Source organism: Halorubrum sp. B52, from assembly GCF_059752555.1.
Genome location: NZ_MWTG01000012.1, coordinates 21,520 through 40,309, shown reverse-complemented (window position 1 = coordinate 40,309; position 18,790 = coordinate 21,520). Strand labels below are relative to the sequence as shown.

Genomic DNA, 18,790 nt, shown 5'->3' with positions numbered 1-18,790 from the left:
CGTTCGAACCCGACCGAGAGCCCGCCGACCCGCGCTCGTTCGAGCCGTGATCCGCGATGAGCCGGATTGAAACAGAGCGCGATCCGGCTCGGGCGTGGTGGAAGGAGGCGGTGGTGTACCAGATCTACCCGCGGAGCTTCAACGACAGCGACGGCGACGGGATCGGGGATCTGCCGGGGATCACGGAGAAGGTCGACTACTTAGCCGACCTCGGCGTCGACGTGGTGTGGCTGTGCCCTGTCTATGATTCGCCGAACGCGGACAACGGGTACGACATCCGGGACTACCGGTCGATCATGGACGAGTTCGGCACCATGGCCGACTGGGAGGCGCTGCGGGACGCGCTCCACGACCGGGACATCCGGCTCATCATGGACCTGGTCGTCAACCACACCTCCGACGAACACGAGTGGTTCCGGCGCTCCCGCGAGCGCGACGGAACGTACGCGGACTACTACCACTGGCGAGAGGGTCCCCCCGACGAGCCGCCGAACAACTGGGAGTCGATCTTCGGCGGGTCGGCCTGGACGTACGACGAGACGCGCGGGGCGTGGTACCTCCACCTCTTTCACGAGACTCAGCCGGACCTGAACTGGCGGAACCCCCGCGTCCGCGAGGACGTCGAGGCGATGATGCGCTGGTGGCTCGAGAAGGGCATCGACGGGTTCCGGATGGACGCGATCAACTTGCTGTCGAAGGCGGAGGGGTACCCGGACGGCGACCCGGGCTCCGGGCTCGTCGGCGAGGAGCGCTTCTTCAACGGCCCGCGGCTGACGGAGTACCTCGAGGGGCTCGTCGCCGTGCTCGACGAGTACGACGCGATGTCGGTCGCGGAGATGCCGAACACCGACGTCGACACGGCGACGCGGTACCTCGAGGACGGCGCCGGGCTCGGGATGATCTTCCAGTCCGACCACATGGACGTCGACGCGGGGCCGGACGGTATCTGGGACCCGACCGACTGGGGAGAGCTTGACCTCCCCGAGTTCAAGCGGGCGATGAGCCGCTGGCAGACCGGCCTCCGCGGGCGGGGATGGAACTCGGTGTTCCTCGGCAACCACGACCAGCCCCGGATCGTCTCGCGGTTCGGCGACGACGAGGCGTACCGGCGCGAGAGCGCGACCCTGCTGGCCACCCTCCTCATGACGCTCTCCGGGACGCCGTACGTGTATCAGGGCGACGAGATCGGCATGACGAACGACGAGTTCGAGAGCCTCGACGAGATCGACGACGTGGAGACGATCGGGTCGGTCACCGACCTCTTCGAGCGGGGCGTCGCGGACGGCTTCGAGGACGTGCGGGACCTCGTCAACTACTGGAGCCGCGACCACGCGCGGACGCCGATGCAGTGGTCCGACGCGGAGCACGCCGGCTTCACCGACGGGGAGCCGTGGCTCGGCGTCAACGAGAACTACCGCGAGATCAACGTCGAGGCGGACCGGAACCGGGCAGATTCGATCTGGCGCCACTACCGGCGGCTGATCGACCTCAGACACCGGGAGGAGACCCTCGTGTACGGCGACTACGACCTGCTGCTGCCGGACCACCCCCGGATCTACGCGTACACCCGGACGCTGGGCGAGGACGTGATCCTGGTCGTGCTCAACTGGTCGGACGCGACGCCGACGTTCGAGACGACGGCCGTCGACACCGCGGAAGCCGAAGCGCTCGCGAGCAACTACGAGGAACCGCCGGTCGACCCGGCCGGCCGCGAACTCCGATCGTACGAGGCGGCCGTGTATCGGCTCTGATCCCGACGCCGGTAAAAAAAGACCGAACCGCGGGACGCCCGCTCAGTCCGCCTGCACGGCGTCGTCTTCGCCGGTCTCGATCTCCGCGTCGGCCACGACGCCGTGCGAGATCGCGTCGCCGGTCGCGTCGTCGAACAGGTGGATCCGCGAGCGGTCGAACACGATCTCGACGCTCTCCTCCTCGCTGATGTCGGTCGCCGGGTCGACGCTCATCAGCAGCCCCTGCCGCTCCTCGAAGTCGGTCATCCCGTCGTCCTGGTCCGGGTCGAGGATCGGTTTGAGGTAGACGAAGATCTCGTCGCCCATCGGCTCGAGCACGTCGGTCTCGACCGAGAAGGTCCGGCTCGGGTCCACGGCCTCGGCGCTGTTGCTCGTGAGGTAGATGTCCTCCGGCCGGATACCGACGTCCACCGCGTCGCCGGTCGCCACGCCGTCGATCGCCGCGGTGTCGAAGGAGACGGAGTAGCCGTTCGCGTCGAGCGTGTCCTCTCCGACGGTCGCGTCGAAGAAGTTCATCGAGGGCGACCCGATGAACCCCGCGACGAACTTGTTTGCCGGCTGGTTGTAGCAGACCAGCGGCGGGGCGATCTGCTGGAGTTCGCCCTTGTTGAGGACGGCGATGCGGTCGGACATCGTCATCGCCTCCGCCTGGTTGTGGGTGACGTAGATGATCGTGGTGTCCAGCTGCTTGTGGAGCCGCTGGAGCTCGGTCCGCATGTTGACGCGCAGCTTGGCGTCTAAGTTCGCCAGCGGCTCGTCCATCAGGAACACGTCCGGGTCACGGACGATGGCCCGCGCGATCGCGACGCGCTGACGCTGCCCGCCGGACATCTCGCTCGGCATCCGATCGAGCATGCCCTGCATCCGGACGACCCGCGCCGCCTCGTCGACGCGCTCGTCCATCTCCTCTTGGGGGAAGTTCCGCAGCCGGAGCCCGAAGGAGATGTTGTCGTACACGTCCATGTGCGGGAACAGCGCGATGTTCTGGAACACCATCGCGATGCCGCGGTCCTTCGGCGGGAGGTTCGTCACCTCGCGGTCGCCGATCAGGATCTCCCCCGACGTGGGCTTGGTGAGCCCCGCGATCGTCTCGAGCGTCGTGGACTTCCCGCAGCCCGAGGGACCGACGAGGCAGATGAACTCGCCGTCTTTCAGGTCGAGGTTCATGTTGTCGACCGCCGTTACGTCGTCGTACTGTTTCGTGACGTCCGTGAGTTTTACTCGTGACATGTGTTATCACTCCTTGAGCGCGCCCTGCGTGAGGCCGCTGATGATCTTGTCCTGTGCGACGACGACGAGGATCGCGACCGGAACGATCGCGATCAGGCTCGCCGCCGCCTGGAGGTCGTACCGGACGGTGTACTGCGTCTGGAACGCGATGACGCCGTCGACCACCGGCGCCCACTCCGCCGCGCTGTTGCCGGTCATCAGGAACGAGAAGAAGAACTCCGTGTACACCGTGATGAAGGTGAGAATACCGGCGGTCGCGACGCCCGGCGCCGACAGCGGCATGATCACGCGGAACAGCGCGCCGAACCGGGTCGTCCCCTCGACTCGCGCCGCGTCTTCGAGCCCGTCCGGGATCTGACCGTAGAACGTCGTCAGTATGAAGATCGCCAGCGGCATCGTGAACGCGCTGAGCGGCGCGACGACCGCGCCGGGCGTCCCGTATATCTCCACCGGGAGGGTGAAGATACCGAGCATCGGAACCTGCTGGTTGAACGCCCGGAACAGCGGGATGAACAGCGTCGCCGGCGGGAAGAAGCTGAGGACCAGGAGCGCGAACAGGAGCGGCGTCTTCCCGGGGAATCGCAGGCGCCCGAACGCGTACCCGGCGAGGCTCGCGACGAGGAGCACGAACACCGTCACCGTGAACGCGTAGAAGAGGCTGTTGAACATGAACCGCGCGAACGGGACCTGCACGAACACCTGCACGAACGCCGACAGGTCGATCGTCGTCGGGACGAGCGGGATGTCGGTCTGTCCGGGCGGCGCCATCGCGACGTTGAACAGCCAGTACAGCGGGAACAGCGACGTCGTCAACAGGACGCCGCCGAGGAACACCAACATGACGGCGTACGCCTTCTCCGGGTTCCGGATCCAGTCGTCGGCCCACCGCCCGATGGGCGAGTTGTTCTCGTCGTCGCCGCTCGACGCGTCGTCGGAGCCGTCGAACGTTTCAGCGTCTTCGTGGTTGCGTGCGTCGATACTCATGTTATGCTAACCCCAGGCTCTGGTTGCTTTTCCGGATGAATCCGAGGTACACCATGATGAACAGTCCCACCACGATGGCGATCAGGACGCTCACGGCGGCCGCGGACCCGTACTGCGTCGCGGACCCGAACATGAACTGCGTCACGAGACAGGTCATCGACGGGACGGTCGAACAGCCGACGGTGGTCGACTCGATGATGCCGTACACCCGGAGCGCACCCATCGTCCGGAACAGCATCGCGACCATCAGCACCGGGAACACCAGCGGGAACGTGATGTAGCGGAACCGCTGCCACCGCGAGGCCCCCATCACGTCGGCCACCTCGTAGAGGTCTTGGTTGACGCTCTCTAACCCCGCCAGGATGAGCAGGGCCATGAACGCCGACGTCTTCCAGATGTCCGCCACCGTCACGATGACGAACCCGTCGAACGTCGTGTTGAGCGGGAGGCTGGAGAAGATCCCGAGCTGCTGGAGCGGCTCGGTCAACAGGCCGTAGCCGGGCCGGAACAGCAGGAAGAAGATCATCCCCTGGATGACGATCGGGATCGCCCACGGGAGGATGATGAGCAGGCGAACGAGTCGCCGGCCCTTGTACTCGGCTTTCATCAGCATCGCGTAGAGGAAGCCGAGCAGCGTCTCGCCCGTGACGCTCAACACGGCGAACCCGATCGTCATGAACATCGCCTGTTCAAGCATCGGCGTCTGGAACGAGAGGTCGAGGAACGCCGCCGGCGCCAGCGCGTTGGTGTTCGTGAGCAGCGCGATGTAGTTATCGAGCCCGACGAACTCGCCCAGCTCACCGGTGGTTATCTGGTCGGCGAAGAACGACATCCGGATCGCCGAGGCCAGCGGCCAGAACGCGAACAGCAACAGCACGGTGAATCCCGGCACTAACAGCAGATACGCGTACGCCTGTTCGCTCAGGCTCTCCGTCCACGTCGCGATCCTCGTCAGGACGCCGCCCGACCCGTCGGACATCTCCGTCCTGCCCTGTTCAACTGCCACGGCGATCACCACCCCGCCTGACTGCCCGTCGTTGTGGTACGAGCATCGCCCGCCTGTTTTTCGTGCGAATATTTATCATTATTGTATGTTTATTATTTGATCCGATTTCCGAATCCCGAAACGATGCCGGGCAGGGAGGCCGGTCAGCCGAGCGACGTCACCCCGACTGCTCTTCGATCGCGGAGATCTGTTCCTGCATCGCCGACGCCGCCTCCTGGGGCGACTGTTCCTGACGGAGCGCCGCGTTGACCTCGTTGGCGACGATGCTCCGCTGGTTCGGCCACACCGACGTCGTCGGCCGCGGGATCAGGTTCTCCGCCGAGTACTGGAGCGCCTCGAAGTACGGCCCGTAGGTGTCGCTCTCCTCGACGTAGCTGAACAGCTCCGGCTTCGGCGGCATGTAGTTCGCCTCGTCGAACTGAAGTTGTAAGACCGAGTCCTCCCACCATGCCTTGATCACTTCCTTCGCCGCCTCCTTGTTGTCCGTGTACGGGTTCATCGACATGATCCATCCGCCCTGGGCGTGCCAGGAGCCGTTCGGCCCCGCCGGCAGCGGCATCACGCCCAGTTCCATGTCCGACCCCTCGAAGGCGGTCACGGCACCGCCGATCGAGTAGGTCCAGTTGCGCTGCGTGACCGCGCTCCCGGCCTCGAAGGTGCTCTTCGTGTCGGGCTCGATCCAGCCGGCCACCTCCGGGGGAGAGACACCGGCGATGTCCATCGGGGAGCTCCCCGCGCCGTGGATGATGTCAACCGCCGCCTCGATCCCGTCGATCGCCTCCTCCGAGTCGAGGGTGACGGGTCGGTCGCCGATCGGCCCGAAGAGGTTGTCCTGCCCCCCGAAGAAGGCGCCGCCCATGCTCGTGAGGAACTCGTTGAACGTACAGCAGGCGAGCCCGATGTAGTTGTTCCCCTGCCAGACGTGGCCGTAATCCACGTCCGAGGTCTTCGCCTCGGAGACGATCTGCGAGAACTCCGCCCACGTCGGGGGATCGGTCTGCCAGGTCTCGAAGTCCGAGTCGCCGTAGCCGGCGTTCCGCAGCAGGTCCTTCCGGTAGGTGATGACCGGGTAGTCCGGGAACACCGGGACCGAGTAGAGGTCGCCGGTCTCCGGGTGCGTCCCCGTGTCGATCATCGACTGGACGCCCTCCTCTCTGACGCGGGCGATGAACTCCTCGTCCATCTCCTCCTCCAGGTTGACGAGGTCGTCGCGGACGATGAACGGGATCGTCCACCCGTTGTCCGTCAACACCAGGTCCGGGTCCGACTCCTCCGCGTTGATCGCGGTCCGGAGCTGCTGCTGCTTGCTCCCGGAGTCTGACGGGGGCACGACCATCTCGACACTGATATCATCGGACAGCCCCGCTTCGTGGAGCGCCTCTTCGAACCCGATGTCCTTGTACTCCGCCCCCGAGAAGACGGTGACCGTGTTGTCGCCGCTGCCGCTGCCGCCGCCGCCGCTGCCGCCGTCACCCCCCCCGCCGGTACAACCCGCGAGACCGGCCGCTCCCACCGCACCAGTCGCCGCGAGGTACTGCCGCCGCGAGACGCCGTTCGGAGTGCTATCTTCAGACATCATCTGCCTATAAGGAACAATCATTAATATAATTGGGGGTATTTACAACAGGGGATGTTAACGATAATAGTCGTGTCGCGTTCGGACCGGAGGACGCCCATACGTCCCGTTCGCAGCAGTTTTCGGTCGGACTGGAGCGCCGCGAGCGACCGCTCGCCCGCGCTCGCCGGGCGACCGCCCGGATCCGGGATCGGCGCGGCGACGAACGCCCCGGGCGACCGTAGGCTTGATAACGCGGTGGTCGGAACTCCGTGCGAATGAGTCTCGCGACCGCCATCGACCCGCGACGTCCGGAGCACACCGGCGAGAACCGATGTTGGCCCTGTACGGTCGTCAACGTCGCGCTCGTCGCCGTCGCCGCGGCGGCGGTATCGCTCGTCAGCGCGCCGGCCGGGGCCGTCGTCGCCGTCGCCGGCCTCGCGCTCGTCTGGCTGCGCGGATACGTGGTGCCGGGAACGCCGCGCTTCGCGCCGCGGCTCGTGGCCCCGATCCCCGGTAGCGACGCGCTGTTCCACGACGCGGCCGCCACCGACGGCGGCGACCGCGCGCCGGACGGGGAGGGCGGCTCGCTCGATCCGGCGGAGGTCGACGGCGAGGCGCTCCTCGACCGACTCCTCGCCGAGGGCGTCCTCGAAGCCGACGGCGACGCCGTGGCGCCGACCGCCGCGTACCGCGAGCGGTGGCGCGCTGAGATGGACCGGCTCCGGGCCGAGGACACCGAGTCGCTCGCGGCGATCGCTCGGGAGATCTCCCCGGCGACCGCGGCCCGAGCCGTCAGCGAGGACGGCGACGAGTGGGTCGCGCTCTCGCCGCCCGACGGGAACACCATCGACGAGACGTGGCTCCGCCGCCCGGTCGCGATCGCCGAGATCGCGGGCTACCGCGCCGCCGGCGAGTTCCTCTCGGACGAGTCGTTCCGGCTCGCGGCGGCCCGGACGAACCGGATGTTCCTCGAGGCCTGCCCGGACTGCGGGAGCGACCTGGAACGCGGGGTCGACCTCCCCTGCTGCGGCGGCTACACCGGTCCGGGCGAGGAGCCCGCCGAGACGCTCGCCTGTCCGGCCTGCGGAGTCCGGCTCTACACCTTCCCGCGGGAGTAGCGGTCCCACCTGTCCGGGAGCGGCGGTCCCGGTTGGTTTTTTCACGCTCGTGAGCGGACGGCGTCTATGGAGTCCGACCGCGTTCCGGACCGACGGTGGTGGAAGGAGGCGGTGGTGTACCAGATCTACCCGCGGAGCTTCAACGACAGCGACGGCGACGGGATCGGTGATCTGCCGGGGATCACGGAGAAGGTCGGCTACCTCGACGACCTCGGCGTCGACGTGGTGTGGCTGTGTCCGGTGTACGACTCGCCGAACGCGGACAACGGGTACGACATCCGGGACTATCGCGCGATCATGGACGAGTTCGGCACCATGGCCGACTGGGAGGACCTCCGGGACGCGCTCCACGACCGGGACATCCGGCTCATCATGGACCTGGTCGTCAACCACACCTCCGACGAACACGAGTGGTTCCGGCGCTCCCGTCGGCGTGAGGGGGAGTACGCGGACTACTACTGGTGGCGCGAGGGCCGCGACGCGGACGCGGTCGACTGGGAGTCGGACCGCGGGCCGGACGGCGAGGCGCCGCCCAACGCCTGGCGGTCGCTGTTCGGCGGGCCGGCGTGGTCGTACGACGACCGCCGGGGGGAGTGGTACCTCCACCTCTTCGACCGCAAACAGCCGGACCTGAACTGGCGGAACCCCCGCGTCCGCGAGGAGGTGTTCGACCTGATGAGCTGGTGGCTCGAGCGGGGCATCGACGGCTTCCGGATGGACGTGATCAACCTCGTCTCCAAGCCGGACGGGCTGCCGAACGACTTCGACGACCCGCTCAACGGGACGCTGAGCCGGGTGCCGAACGGACCGCGCGTCCACGAGTACCTCGCGGAGATGAACGACCGAGTCCTGGACCGGGACCTCCTCACGGTGGGCGAGATGGTCGGTCCGCAGCTTCCGATGGAACACGCCCGCCGCTACCTCGACCCCGACGAGGGCGGCCTCTCGATGCTGTTCCACTTCGAACACATGACGCTCGACCGGGGCGAGCGGGTCTGGGAGCGCGAGGAGTGGGACCTCTCGGAGCTCAAGGCCGTGTTCGACCGGTGGGACGAGGGGCTGCGCGAGACCGGGTGGAACGCGCTGTACCTCAACAACCACGACCAGCCGCGGATGGTGTCGCGGTTCGGCGACGACGGCGAGTACAGACGCGAGAGCGCGACCCTGCTCGCGACGCTGCTGCACACGCTCCGGGGGACCCCGTACGTCTACCAGGGCGAGGAGCTGGGGATGACGAACTACCCGTTCGAGTCGATCGAGGAGCTCCGCGACGTCGACACCCTCAACCCATTGCGGCAGGCCGTCGAGGACGGGGAGGTGGCGTCGTTCGACGCCGTCAAGGCGGGGATCCGGGCGAACTCGCGGGACAACGCGCGAACGCCGATGCAGTGGTCCGCGGCCGAGAACGCCGACTTCACCGACGGGGAACCGTGGATCGGCGTCAACCCGAACCGCGACGAGATCAACGTCGACCGCGAGCGCGCGGACGACGGATCGGTGTGGCGCTACTACCGCGACCTCGTCGACCTCCGCGAGGAACACGACGTCCTCGCGTACGGCGACTACGAGCCGCTGTTCCCGGACGACGACGAGGTGTGGGTCTACACTCGGACGCTCGCGACCGGCGACGGCGAGGAGCGCCTCCTCGTCGCGCTGAATTTCACCGGAGACGACCGCGACGTGCGCCTCCCGACGGGGGTCGCGAGCGAGGGGGGCACCCTGCTGATCGGGAACTACCGCGGAGAGGGGACGGCCGACGCGGCGCGGGAGTTCGCCGCCGGAGAGCTGCGCCTCAGGCCCTGGGAGGCGCGCGTGTCTCGCGTCGCTGAGTGACCGGACGCCAACGTCACCGGCCGACCGAAATCGCCTCCCGGCTCTCCGGAGCGGGGCCCGACTGCCCTCGCGGTCGAGGCCGCCCTCAGTCGCCGTCGCCCGCCCGGCGCTCGGCGGGTTCCGTCGCGGCGGCGGGCGAGGGGCCCGACCGCTCGACGCTGGCACTCTCGGGGCCCGGACCGGCGGTCGGCGTGACCGTCACGTCGCGTTTGGGGTACGGGATCTCGATGTCGGCGTCGCCCAGCGCCTTGTACAGCGCGCGGTTGAGCTCGTGCTGCGCGCGGCGGCGCCGCGTCGGCCCGTTGACCCAACAGAGGATCTCGTACCGGAGCGCCGAGTCGCCGAACGAGCGGAGCCGGGCCCGCGGCTTCGGCGAGTCGAGGACGAGCGGCTCGGCCTGCACGACCTCGACCGCGAGCGCCTCGAACTCGTCGACGTCGGTCCCGTAGGCGACGCCGATCGGGACCCGGACGCGGCGCCGGCGCTGCGGCGCGGACTCGTTCGTCACCTTCGCGGCGTTGAGCGCGGCGTTGGGCACCGTCACGAGCACCTCGTCGCGGGTGAGCAGCGTCGTCGAGCGCACGCCCACCTTGATCACCGTCCCGGCGGTGCCGTCGTCGAGGACGATGTAGTCGCCGATCTTGTACGTGTCGTCGAAGTAGAGCGCGATCCCGCCGAAGAAGTTCGCGACCGTGTCCTTCGCGGCGAAGCCGACCGCGATGCCGGCGACCCCCGCGGCGCCGAGCAGGGGCGTGATCTCGATCCCCCACAGCCACAGCAGCGAGCCGACGCTCCCGACGAGCACCGCGAGCGTCCAGACGTTCGAGAACACGGGGGCGAAGTCGAACCGGCCGCCCTCGGCGTTGACCGCGGCGACGACCCGGTTCACGACGGTGTTGGCCCCGTACGCCCACACGAGGACGATGACCGACAGCGACGGCCGACCGAAGACCGCGTCGAGCAGCCCCGGGCTCACGACCACCGACGACCGGACCGCCGGCACCTGCGTGAGCACGTACACCCCGGCGAGCGCCGCGGTGACGACGAGCGGCGGGCGGAGCGAGGCGACGACGATGTCGTCGTACCCGGAGTCGGTGGTCGCGACGTACCGGCGAGCGACCCGGAGGACGGCGAACTCCATCCCCACGGCGGCGACGACGGAGACCAGGAGGACCGCGACCGTCGCCTCGACGGCGGTGAGGCCCTCGAACAGCGTCAGCGGGGAGGGGAACATACCGTTCGGAGGCGAGGCCGCGAGATAACCGTTTCTGCGGGGTCGGTCCCCTACTCGAACCGCTTCCGGACGCTCTCGGCGTGCGCCTCCAACCCCTCCGCCTCCGCGAGCGTCGTGACCGTCTCCGAGAGATCGGCGAGCGCGTCGCGGTCGAGCCGCTGGACCGTCGACGACCGGAGGAAGGTGTCGACGGAGAGCCCCCCGTAGCGCTTCGCGCCGCCGTTCGTCGGCAGCACGTGGTTCGTCCCGGTCGCGTAGTCGCCGGCGGCCACGGGGGAGTACGGCCCGAGGAAGACGGAGCCGGCGTTGGTGATCCGGTCTAAGAGGGCCTCGTCGTCGTCGGCGACGATCGAGAGGTGCTCGGCGGCGTACTCCTCGGCGAACAGCACCGCCTCGGGCATCGACCGGGCGCACAGGACGCCGGAGGCGTCGTTGTCGAGGGCGGCCCGGATCGTCTCCTCGCGCTCGCGGCCCGCGGCCTGGTCGTCGACCGCCTCGGCGACCGCGGCGGCGAGGTCGGCGTCGGCGGTGACGGCGACCACGGAGGCGTTCGGGTCGTGCTCGGCCTGCGCGACGAGGTCGGCCGCGACGAGGTCGGGGTCGGCCGTCTCGTCGGCGAGCACGAGCACCTCGCTCGGCCCCGCGAGGAAGTCGATCTCGACGTCGCCCTGGACGACCGCCTTCGCGGCGGTGACCCACTTGTTACCGGGCCCCACCACCTTCTGCGCGCTCGTCACCGTCTCGGTGCCGTACGCGAGCGCGGCGATCGCCTGCGCGCCGCCGACCTGGTACACCGCGTCGGCGCCCGCCTCGTGGACCGCCGCGAGGGTGACCCGGTTCAGCTGCTCGGCCGGCGGGGTCGCGACGGCGACGTGGTCGACGCCGGCGACCGTCGCCGGGATGACCCCCATCAGCGCGCTGGAGGGGTAGGCGGCCGCGCCGCCCGGCACGTACACCCCCCCGCGGTCGATCGGCCGGAACCGGCGGCCCAGTTCCCGGCCGCCGAACTCGTCGCGCCAGTCCTCGGGGCGCTGCCGCTCGTGGAACTCGCGCACGTTGGCGGCGGCCTCGCGGACCGCGTCGAGCACCGGGTCGCCCGCGTCGTCGAGCTCGGCGTGCGCGCGCTCGGCGTCGTCGGTGACGTCGATGTTGCCGACGGTGACGCCGTCGAACTCCTCGGCGAACTCCCGGAGCGCCACGTCGCCCTCCGCGCGCACCCTGTCGACGATCTCCGTCACGTCGTCGCGGACCGCGTCGACGCCGGCGTCGCGCTCGAAGAAGGCGCGCCGCTCGGCCGGCGAGAGGTCGGCGACGGTTCGTACGTCCATACGCTCCCTCCGAGCCGCGGTCAAAAGGGCGTTCCGACTCGGCGCACGGGGCGGGAGCGACCGGAGCGCGCTACCGGCTCACTCCAGCCGCCGGATCCCGGTCACGTCGAGCGTCGCGAGGACGACGAGGACCGCCAGCAGCCCCGCGGCGGCGAAGAGGATCGGCGCCGACAGCGCCACGGCCACCTCGTAGGGCGCGAGGAGGCGGGTCGTGCCGCGGACGACGAACGAGCAGAAGACGAGCCCGAACGCGAAAAGCGCGAGGCCGACGAAGCGGGAGCGGTTCATGCGGGCGGTTCGCCTCCCCGGTCAGTCCGACTGCGCGACGCCCGGACCGTGCGGTCCGTGCTCGCGGCGGTCGGGGGCGCCGTCGAAGCCGCGGCACATCTCGTGGAACACCGCTTCGGGGTCCTTGTTCCACTGCCACTTCCAGCGCGTCCGGACGAGCAGCGAGATCTTGCGGGCGAAGGAGAGCTCCGGCGTCGTCGACACCGTGTCGTACCCCAGGTTCCGGACGAGCCGGTGGTGGTCCGCGTACAGCACCGCCGCGAGCAACACCGCCAGCTGGCAGTCCTCGGGGAGGTACTTGATCCCCGCGACCCCCTCCTCGTAGAGCCGCTCCGTCCGGGCGAGCTCCTCGCGGATCGCGGCCGCGACATTCGCGTCGAACTCCAGATCGAGGATCTGCTCCTCGCTCACCCCGTGTCGCCGGAGGGTCTCCAGCGGGAGGTACACCCGGTCGCGCTCGACGACGTCCTCGCGGACGTCGCGGATGAAGTTCGTCATCTGGAACGCCTCGCCGAGTTTGGTCGCGTGCGGGAGCGCCGCGGCCTCGGTCTCCGCATCGAGGTCCATGATCGCCGTCATCATCCGTCCGACCGCGGCGGCGGAGCCGTCCATGTACGCCTCCAGCTCCTCGTACGTCTCGTAGCGGTCGGTGTCGATGTCGCTCTCCATCGCGTCGACGAACGATCGGACGTCCTCGTCGGCGATCCCGTGTTCCGCCTTGACCTCGGCGAACGCCTCCAACACGGGGTCGTCCGTCGGCTCCTCGCCGAGGGCGGTCCGCCGGAGGCGGTCGAGCTCGGCGCGCTGTTCGGCCGGCGGCGCGGTGTCCTCGGCGTCGACGACCTCGTCGGCGATACGGAAGAAGCCGTACAGCACGTACGTGGCGTGGCGGATCCGCTTCGGGAGCAGCCGGGTGGCGACGTGGAAGGTCTTGCCCGTTCGACGCTGGATCCGCTTGCTCCGGACAACCTGAGTGTGCTCTACCATGGTGACCCCTGACGGTCGGCGAGGAGGGTCGAGAGCGGGTCGCCGGTCATAACGAAAAAGTCGGCCTCCAAGAACATAACAGTTCGCACATCCATTGTTGTTTTCATGTTGGTCTTCGTTGATTCCGTGGCGATTCGAGAGACGGGAAGTTGACGTATTTCCCCAGAGAACTCGGGGACGGCGGCGCCTCGAGTTCAGTAGAAGGTGTCGCTGCAGTCGTACACGACCCCGTGGGCCGGACAGACGTACTTGCAGTGTCTGTGGTACATCGGGGTCTCACAGAGCGGGCACGGTCGACCGCCGGAACCGGCGATCGTCTCCCCTCCCGTTCCCCGATCCCCGTCGCCCTCGCTCATACGGTTCGCTACGGTCGCCGGGGGCATAACCGATTCCCCTCCGCGCCGCGAGACCGCCTCTCGCGGCCGCCCCGGATCCGCCGTAAGTATCACCGTCCCTGACCAGTCAGGTCGCGGCCAGCGAGTCGTACACCGACCGCGCGACGCGCTCCTCGCCGAACGGGAGCGTCAGCACGCCGCCCCACCCGTCGTCGGTGAGCGCGCTCACAGTCGGCTCGTCCAGTTCGACCCGCCGGACCTCGGTCCCGTCGAGCGTCATCGTCACGACGAACCGCTCCGGCTCGTCGACCGCGCCCGACGCGGCCAGTCGCTCTTGGAAGGCGTCGACCCCGTCGTCGCCGAGGGCGACGTACACGAGGTACTCGCCGTCGTCGTCGAAGACGCCCTCCACCTCGTCGAGGTCGCTCGCGCCGAACAGCCGCCGGTCGTCCTCGCCGTCCCGGAGCAGCCGCGCCTCGAACGGGGCGTCCGGATCGACGTCGACCGCGCCGGCCGGGCCGCCGCTCTCGTCGTCGCCGGCCGTACCGCCGCCGACCGGGTCGTCCTCGATCGATCCGGTGCCGCCCGAGCCGTCGCCCTCGCCGTCCGTCACCGCGGTCGCGCCGGCGAAGCCGACGGCGCCGACCGCGCACGCGGCCCCCGCCCCGGCGAGCATTCCGCGTCGAGAGAGTTCCATACGCGACCGTTCCCGTCGGGGGTCAAAAGGGTTACACGCCGATTCACGCGGCTGATAACGACGCGCGGAGCGCGTTCGAGGCCGCCGCGACGCCCCTGTCGTGCTCTTTCGCGACGCCCCTGTCGTGTCCCTTCGTGACGCCCCGGCCGGCTCACGCCTTCGCGAACGCGACCGCCTCTCGCGTCGTCGTCTCGCCGAACAGCCAGTCCGCGTGGTCGACGGCGTACTCGCGGTGGTCCTCGGTGATGTACCCCAGCGCGTCCTCGACGACGACTGGCCGGTAGTCGCGGAGCCCCGCGCTGCCGGCCGTGTGGAGGACGCAGACGTTCGCGAGCGTCCCGCAGATCAGCAGGTCGCGTATCCCGTGGGCGTCGAGGTACCCCTCTAAGTCGGTCCGATAGAAGGCGTCGTAGGTGTGCTTCTCGACGACGTGGTCGGTCTCGCGCACGTCGAGCCCCCGGACGAGCTCGGCGTCCCACGACCCCTCGACGACGTGTTCGCCCCAGCGGTCGAACTCGTCGTAGTAGTGCGTCTCCTCGAACTGCTCCGGCGGGTGGACGTCGCGGGTGTAGACGACGCTCGCGCCGGCGTCGCGCGCCCGCTCGACCAGCGCCGTCACCGGCCCGATCGCCGCCTCGCTCGGCTCGGCGTAGAGGCTCCCGTCCGGGTGGCAGAACCCGTTCTGCATGTCGACGACGATCACCGCGGTCTCGGTCGGGTCGTACGGCATGTGCGGGGGTTGGTGACGCGGATTCAAAAAGCCGAAGCCGGAGCGAACGGGACGACGTCGTCTCGACCGCCCGACTCACCACCGTCGACCGACCGAGGCCCCGACTCACTCCCGGTGCGCACGAACGAACGCGCGTCGCAGAACGGTCAGGAGCACGTACGTCTCGTACTTCTGCGTCTGACAGTGCTCGCAGGGCTGCATGTCGGCGACGATCTCGTCGATGGCGTCGTCGTACCCGTCAGTGAGCGTTGCGAGCGCGTCCGTGATCTGGGGCTGAACGGCGTCGACCATCTCCTCGACCGCGGCGTCGGCCGACTCCGGGAGCGAGTACGAGAGGACGATCGTGTTCGCGTGGTAGTACTTCGTCGTCCCCCCGCGGCCCTCCTCGAAGCGGACGACGTCGACGAGGCCGGCGTCCCGCAACTCGTTGATGTGGTGTCGGACCGTGTTCTCGGTCCGGTCGACGCCGCGATCGGCGAGGCTCCCGTGCACCTCGCTCGCGGTCAGCGCCTCCTCGGACAGAATGTCGAGGATCATCGCCCGCATCGGTTCGTCGATCGCGTCCGAGACCCGCGTGTCCCGCACCGCGATATCGTCGAGGCGGTGATCGGTACCGGAGTTGCTCATACCGGAACCGAGCGCGAGCACGCGTGAAAAAACGGCGGGATGCGCGCGACGCCGACGCCTCTCGACGAACCGGGACTCGAATGACCCGCGAGGGTGAAAGCCCTAGACGACCCGTTTGACCGTTCCAACGGCCTATATACGAATTCAAACATATCATCTAAAAAATTCTTATTGGAGTACGGGAACTACCTCAAACCGTGATGAGCGACACAACGCAGTTCCGCGTCCTGGACTTCGACTGTCCGAGCTGTGCGAGCACCGTCGAACGCGCCCTCTCGAACGTCGACGGCGTCGAAGATGTCGAGGTGCACTACTCGACCGGTCGCGTCGAGGTCGAGTACGACGCCGGCGTCGCTGACCCCGACGCCTTCGTACAGACCATCGAAAAACAGGGCTACACGCCCCAGAACACCTGAATATATGAACGGGCAAACGATCACGCGGTACTACCGGAACCACCGGAAGGCCATCGTCACCGCGACGAGCGGCCTGCTCTACGGCGGCGGCTGGAGTCTGGGCTACCTCACGAGCTTCGACGCCGCGAGCGCCGCCGTCCTCGTCCTCGCGACGATCGTGGGCGGCTACGACATCGCCAAGACCGCCTACCACGAGGTCGCCAACCGGACGCTCGGCATCAAGACGCTGGTGACGCTGGCCGCCGTCGGTGCCGTCGTCATCGGGGAGTACTGGGAGGCCGCGGCCGTGGTCTTCCTGTTCAGCCTCGGCAGCTACCTCGAGGGCCGGACGATGCGGAAGACTCGGACGGCACTCCAGGAGCTGTTGGAGATGACGCCCGACACGGCGACTGTACGCCGGGACGGGGAGCTCCGAGAGGTCCCCGCCCGCGAGGTCGAGGAGGGCGAGGTCGTCGTCGTGAAGCCGGGCGGGAAGGTTCCGGTCGACGGTGACGTCGTCGACGGCGAGAGCGCCGTCAATCAGGCGCCGGTCACCGGCGAGAGCGCGCCCGTTCACAAGGCCGACGGCGACGAGGTGTACGCCGGGACGGTCAATCAAGAGGGTGCGCTAGAAATCCGGACGACGGGCGCGGGCTCGGACACGACGCTCGAACGCATCATCCGCCGCGTCGAGGAGGCACAGGAGGCCCAGTCGCCGACGGAGAGCCTCATCGACCGGTTCGCGAAGTACTACACCCCGGCCGTCATCGCCCTCGCTATCGGCGCGTACGCGGTCACGCAGAACGCGATCCTGTCGCTGACCCTGTTGGTCATCGGCTGTCCGGGCGCGCTCGTCATCGGGCCGCCGGTCAGCATCGTCTCGGCCATCGGGAACGCCGCCCGGTCGGGCGTGCTGATGAAGGGCGGCGAACACCTCGAACGGGCCGGCAAGATCGACCTCGTCGCCTTCGACAAGACGGGGACGCTCACGAAGGGGGAGACCCGCGTGGCGGCTTCGCCGCCACGGCATGACGAGGGCGGCAAAGCCGCCCTCGCCGTCGCCGACGTCGAGGGGTTCGGTGTCGCCGACGACGAGGTGCTCGCGCTCGCCGCGACCGCCGAGAAGAAGAGCGAGCACCACCTCGCCGACGCCATCGTCGACGCGGCCCGCGAGCGCCCGACCGCTGCGACGGACGGCGGAGCGACGGTCGTCCAGGCGGACGATACGGACGCCAGCCTCCAGTCGGTCCCCGATCCGGACGACTTCGACGTGGTCGCCGGCAAGGGGGTCGTCGCCCATGCCGGTGGCCGGGAAGTTGTCGTCGGCAACCGCGCACTGCTGGCCGACCGCGACGTCGACGTCCCCGATCAGGTCGCCGAGTACGTCCGCGAGCGCGAGGGGCGCGGCGAGACGGTCGTCCACGTCGTGCGAGACGGAAGCGTCATCGGCGCGATCGCGATGCGCGACGAGCTCCGAGAGGCCGCCCCCGGCGTCGTCGCGGCGCTCCGGGCCGCCGGCATCGAGACGATGATGCTCACCGGCGACAACGAGCGGACGGCCGCCGCCGTTGCCGAGGAGGTCGGCATCGACGACTACCGCGCCGAACTGCTCCCCGAGGACAAGCAGTCCGTCATCGAGGCGCTTCAGGACGAGGGCCACGTCGTCGCGATGGTCGGCGACGGCATCAACGACGCGCCGTCGCTGGCGACCGCCGACGTCGGTATCGCGATGGGCGCGGCCGGGACGGACACCGCCATCGAGACGGCGGACATGGCGTTGATGGCCGACGACCTCGAACGCATCCCGTACGCGGTCACACTGAGCAAGGCGACGCGTCGGAACGTCCTCGAGAACGTCGGGATCGCGGTGCTGACCGTGACCGTCCTCCTCGCGGGCGTGCTCACGAGCTACGTCACGCTCGCCGCCGGGATGCTGGTCCACGAGGCCAGCGTCCTCCTCGTCATCCTCAACGGGATGCGGCTGCTCCGGCACTGACCAGCAGATACGACGACCACCACTACCACCATGACAACGAATTCGACTGCGACCGACGCGATCCAGAGCGGAACCGACTGGCAGGCCGACTACGACGCCGACCCGATCGAAATCCGCGACCCCGTTGCGGAGGCCCTCGGCGTCCTCGGACCGGGCGACCCGTTCGTCATCACCTATCGAGACGCGGTGAAAGCGGCGGGACACTCCTGTCCGACCGCCTCGGGCGCCTATCGGATCGCCCAGCTCGGGCTCGACGCCCTGTATCCCGACGGCTATCCGGTCCGGAGCGAGATCGAGGTGCGAGCGGCCGGCCCGCGGGACGACGCCGCGTACGGCGTGATGAGCCGCATCATCTCGTACGTGACCGGCGCGACCGAGGACGACGGCTTCGGCGGGCTCGCCGGCGGCTACGGCGGCCGCCGCGATCTCCTGCGCTTCGGTGCGTTCGATCCGGACACCCCGGACCCGACGTTCCGCTTCCGGCGAACCGACACTGACGAGACCGTCGAAGTGACGTACCAGGTCGCCGAGGTTCCCGACGGCGGACCCCCGATCGGGAACCTTCAGGAAATACTCGACGGGTCGGCGAGCGACCGGCAGCGGGCGGCCTTCGCCGACGCCTGGCACCGCCGCGTGCAGGTCGTCCTCAGCGATGACTCGCTGTTCACCGTCGACGCCGTGTAGCTCCAGAGG

At 68.8% G+C, this 18,790-nt stretch carries 18 protein-coding genes; 6 read left to right on the top strand and 12 right to left on the bottom strand.

The features are described 5' to 3' along the window. The first annotated feature begins 56 nt into the window (after positions 1 to 56). Positions 57 to 1,751, top strand: a complete 1,695-nt coding sequence (locus tag B4V04_RS16000; protein ID WP_498232710.1) for a glycoside hydrolase family 13 protein — start codon at positions 57 to 59, stop codon at positions 1,749 to 1,751. A gap of 42 nt (positions 1,752 to 1,793) precedes the next feature. Here B4V04_RS16000 and B4V04_RS15995 read toward each other — a convergent pair whose 3' ends face one another. The 4 genes from B4V04_RS15995 to B4V04_RS15980 all read right to left on the bottom strand — a co-directional run bounded on the left by B4V04_RS15995 (position 1,794) and on the right by B4V04_RS15980 (position 6,550). Further along, entirely contained in the window at positions 1,794 to 2,981 is a 1,188-nt protein-coding gene (locus B4V04_RS15995) for an ABC transporter ATP-binding protein (RefSeq protein WP_498232709.1), read from the bottom strand. 6 nt (positions 2,982 to 2,987) lie between these two features. Beyond that, positions 2,988 to 3,965, bottom strand: a complete 978-nt coding sequence (locus tag B4V04_RS15990) for a carbohydrate ABC transporter permease (protein WP_498232708.1) — start codon at positions 3,963 to 3,965, stop codon at positions 2,988 to 2,990. 1 nt (position 3,966) lies between these two features. After that, positions 3,967 to 4,944, bottom strand: a complete 978-nt coding sequence (locus B4V04_RS15985) for a carbohydrate ABC transporter permease (protein WP_498232824.1) — start codon at positions 4,942 to 4,944, stop codon at positions 3,967 to 3,969. A gap of 184 nt (positions 4,945 to 5,128) precedes the next feature. Next, on the bottom strand, positions 5,129 to 6,550 hold the full coding sequence (locus tag B4V04_RS15980) for an extracellular solute-binding protein (protein WP_498232707.1): 1,422 nt from the start codon (positions 6,548 to 6,550) through the stop codon (positions 5,129 to 5,131). A 254-nt stretch (positions 6,551 to 6,804) separates the two neighbouring features. Between B4V04_RS15980 and B4V04_RS15975 the strand changes: the two genes are divergently transcribed. Together B4V04_RS15975 and B4V04_RS15970 are read left to right on the top strand one after the other, a co-directional pair. Next, positions 6,805 to 7,647, top strand: a complete 843-nt coding sequence (locus B4V04_RS15975) for a DUF8054 domain-containing protein (protein WP_498232706.1) — start codon at positions 6,805 to 6,807, stop codon at positions 7,645 to 7,647. A gap of 66 nt (positions 7,648 to 7,713) precedes the next feature. Next, positions 7,714 to 9,480 (top strand): glycoside hydrolase family 13 protein, encoded by a 1,767-nt coding sequence (locus B4V04_RS15970; protein ID WP_498232705.1) that lies wholly within the window; start codon positions 7,714 to 7,716, stop codon positions 9,478 to 9,480. Between the two features lie 85 nt (positions 9,481 to 9,565). Here the strand turns inward: B4V04_RS15970 and B4V04_RS15965 are convergent, their stop codons facing one another. The 8 genes from B4V04_RS15965 to B4V04_RS15930 all read right to left on the bottom strand — a co-directional run bounded on the left by B4V04_RS15965 (position 9,566) and on the right by B4V04_RS15930 (position 15,706). Continuing rightward, the gene (locus tag B4V04_RS15965) at positions 9,566 to 10,714 is read right to left on the bottom strand and encodes a mechanosensitive ion channel family protein (protein WP_498232704.1); all 1,149 of its coding nucleotides are present in this window, start codon (positions 10,712 to 10,714) and stop codon (positions 9,566 to 9,568) included. Positions 10,715 to 10,764: 50 nt separating this feature from the next. Continuing rightward, positions 10,765 to 12,042: a histidinol dehydrogenase gene (gene hisD, locus B4V04_RS15960; protein ID WP_498232703.1), complete on the bottom strand. Its 1,278-nt coding sequence runs from the start codon at positions 12,040 to 12,042 to the stop codon at positions 10,765 to 10,767. 78 nt (positions 12,043 to 12,120) lie between these two features. Further along, a complete protein-coding gene (locus tag B4V04_RS15955) occupies positions 12,121 to 12,330 on the bottom strand; it encodes a hypothetical protein (protein ID WP_498232702.1) in 210 nt (69 codons plus the stop codon). A 21-nt stretch (positions 12,331 to 12,351) separates the two neighbouring features. Beyond that, positions 12,352 to 13,317 carry a phytoene/squalene synthase family protein gene (locus B4V04_RS15950; protein WP_498232701.1) on the bottom strand — a complete coding sequence of 322 codons (966 nt, stop codon included), beginning with the start codon at positions 13,315 to 13,317 and terminating at the stop codon, positions 12,352 to 12,354. A 194-nt stretch (positions 13,318 to 13,511) separates the two neighbouring features. Beyond that, positions 13,512 to 13,631, bottom strand: coding sequence for an HVO_2523 family zinc finger protein (locus tag B4V04_RS15945; protein ID WP_498232823.1), 120 nt, complete (start codon positions 13,629 to 13,631; stop codon positions 13,512 to 13,514). Positions 13,632 to 13,779: 148 nt separating this feature from the next. Beyond that, complete coding sequence (locus B4V04_RS15940; protein WP_498232700.1) at positions 13,780 to 14,349, bottom strand: hypothetical protein; 570 nt, start codon at positions 14,347 to 14,349, stop codon at positions 13,780 to 13,782. A 151-nt stretch (positions 14,350 to 14,500) separates the two neighbouring features. Continuing rightward, entirely contained in the window at positions 14,501 to 15,079 is a 579-nt protein-coding gene (locus B4V04_RS15935; protein WP_498232699.1) for a cysteine hydrolase family protein, read from the bottom strand. Between the two features lie 105 nt (positions 15,080 to 15,184). Continuing rightward, positions 15,185 to 15,706 (bottom strand): ArsR/SmtB family transcription factor, encoded by a 522-nt coding sequence (locus tag B4V04_RS15930; RefSeq protein ID WP_498232698.1) that lies wholly within the window; start codon positions 15,704 to 15,706, stop codon positions 15,185 to 15,187. Between the two features lie 200 nt (positions 15,707 to 15,906). Between B4V04_RS15930 and B4V04_RS15925 the strand changes: the two genes are divergently transcribed. From B4V04_RS15925 to B4V04_RS15915, 3 genes are read left to right on the top strand one after another with little or no spacing between them, the layout of a single operon-like run. After that, complete coding sequence (locus tag B4V04_RS15925) at positions 15,907 to 16,122, top strand: heavy-metal-associated domain-containing protein (protein ID WP_498232697.1); 216 nt, start codon at positions 15,907 to 15,909, stop codon at positions 16,120 to 16,122. Between the two features lie 4 nt (positions 16,123 to 16,126). Then, positions 16,127 to 18,097: a heavy metal translocating P-type ATPase gene (locus B4V04_RS15920; RefSeq protein ID WP_498232696.1), complete on the top strand. Its 1,971-nt coding sequence runs from the start codon at positions 16,127 to 16,129 to the stop codon at positions 18,095 to 18,097. A 30-nt stretch (positions 18,098 to 18,127) separates the two neighbouring features. Further along, positions 18,128 to 18,781, top strand: coding sequence for a hypothetical protein (locus tag B4V04_RS15915; protein ID WP_498232695.1), 654 nt, complete (start codon positions 18,128 to 18,130; stop codon positions 18,779 to 18,781). Positions 18,782 to 18,790: the final 9 nt, after the last annotated feature.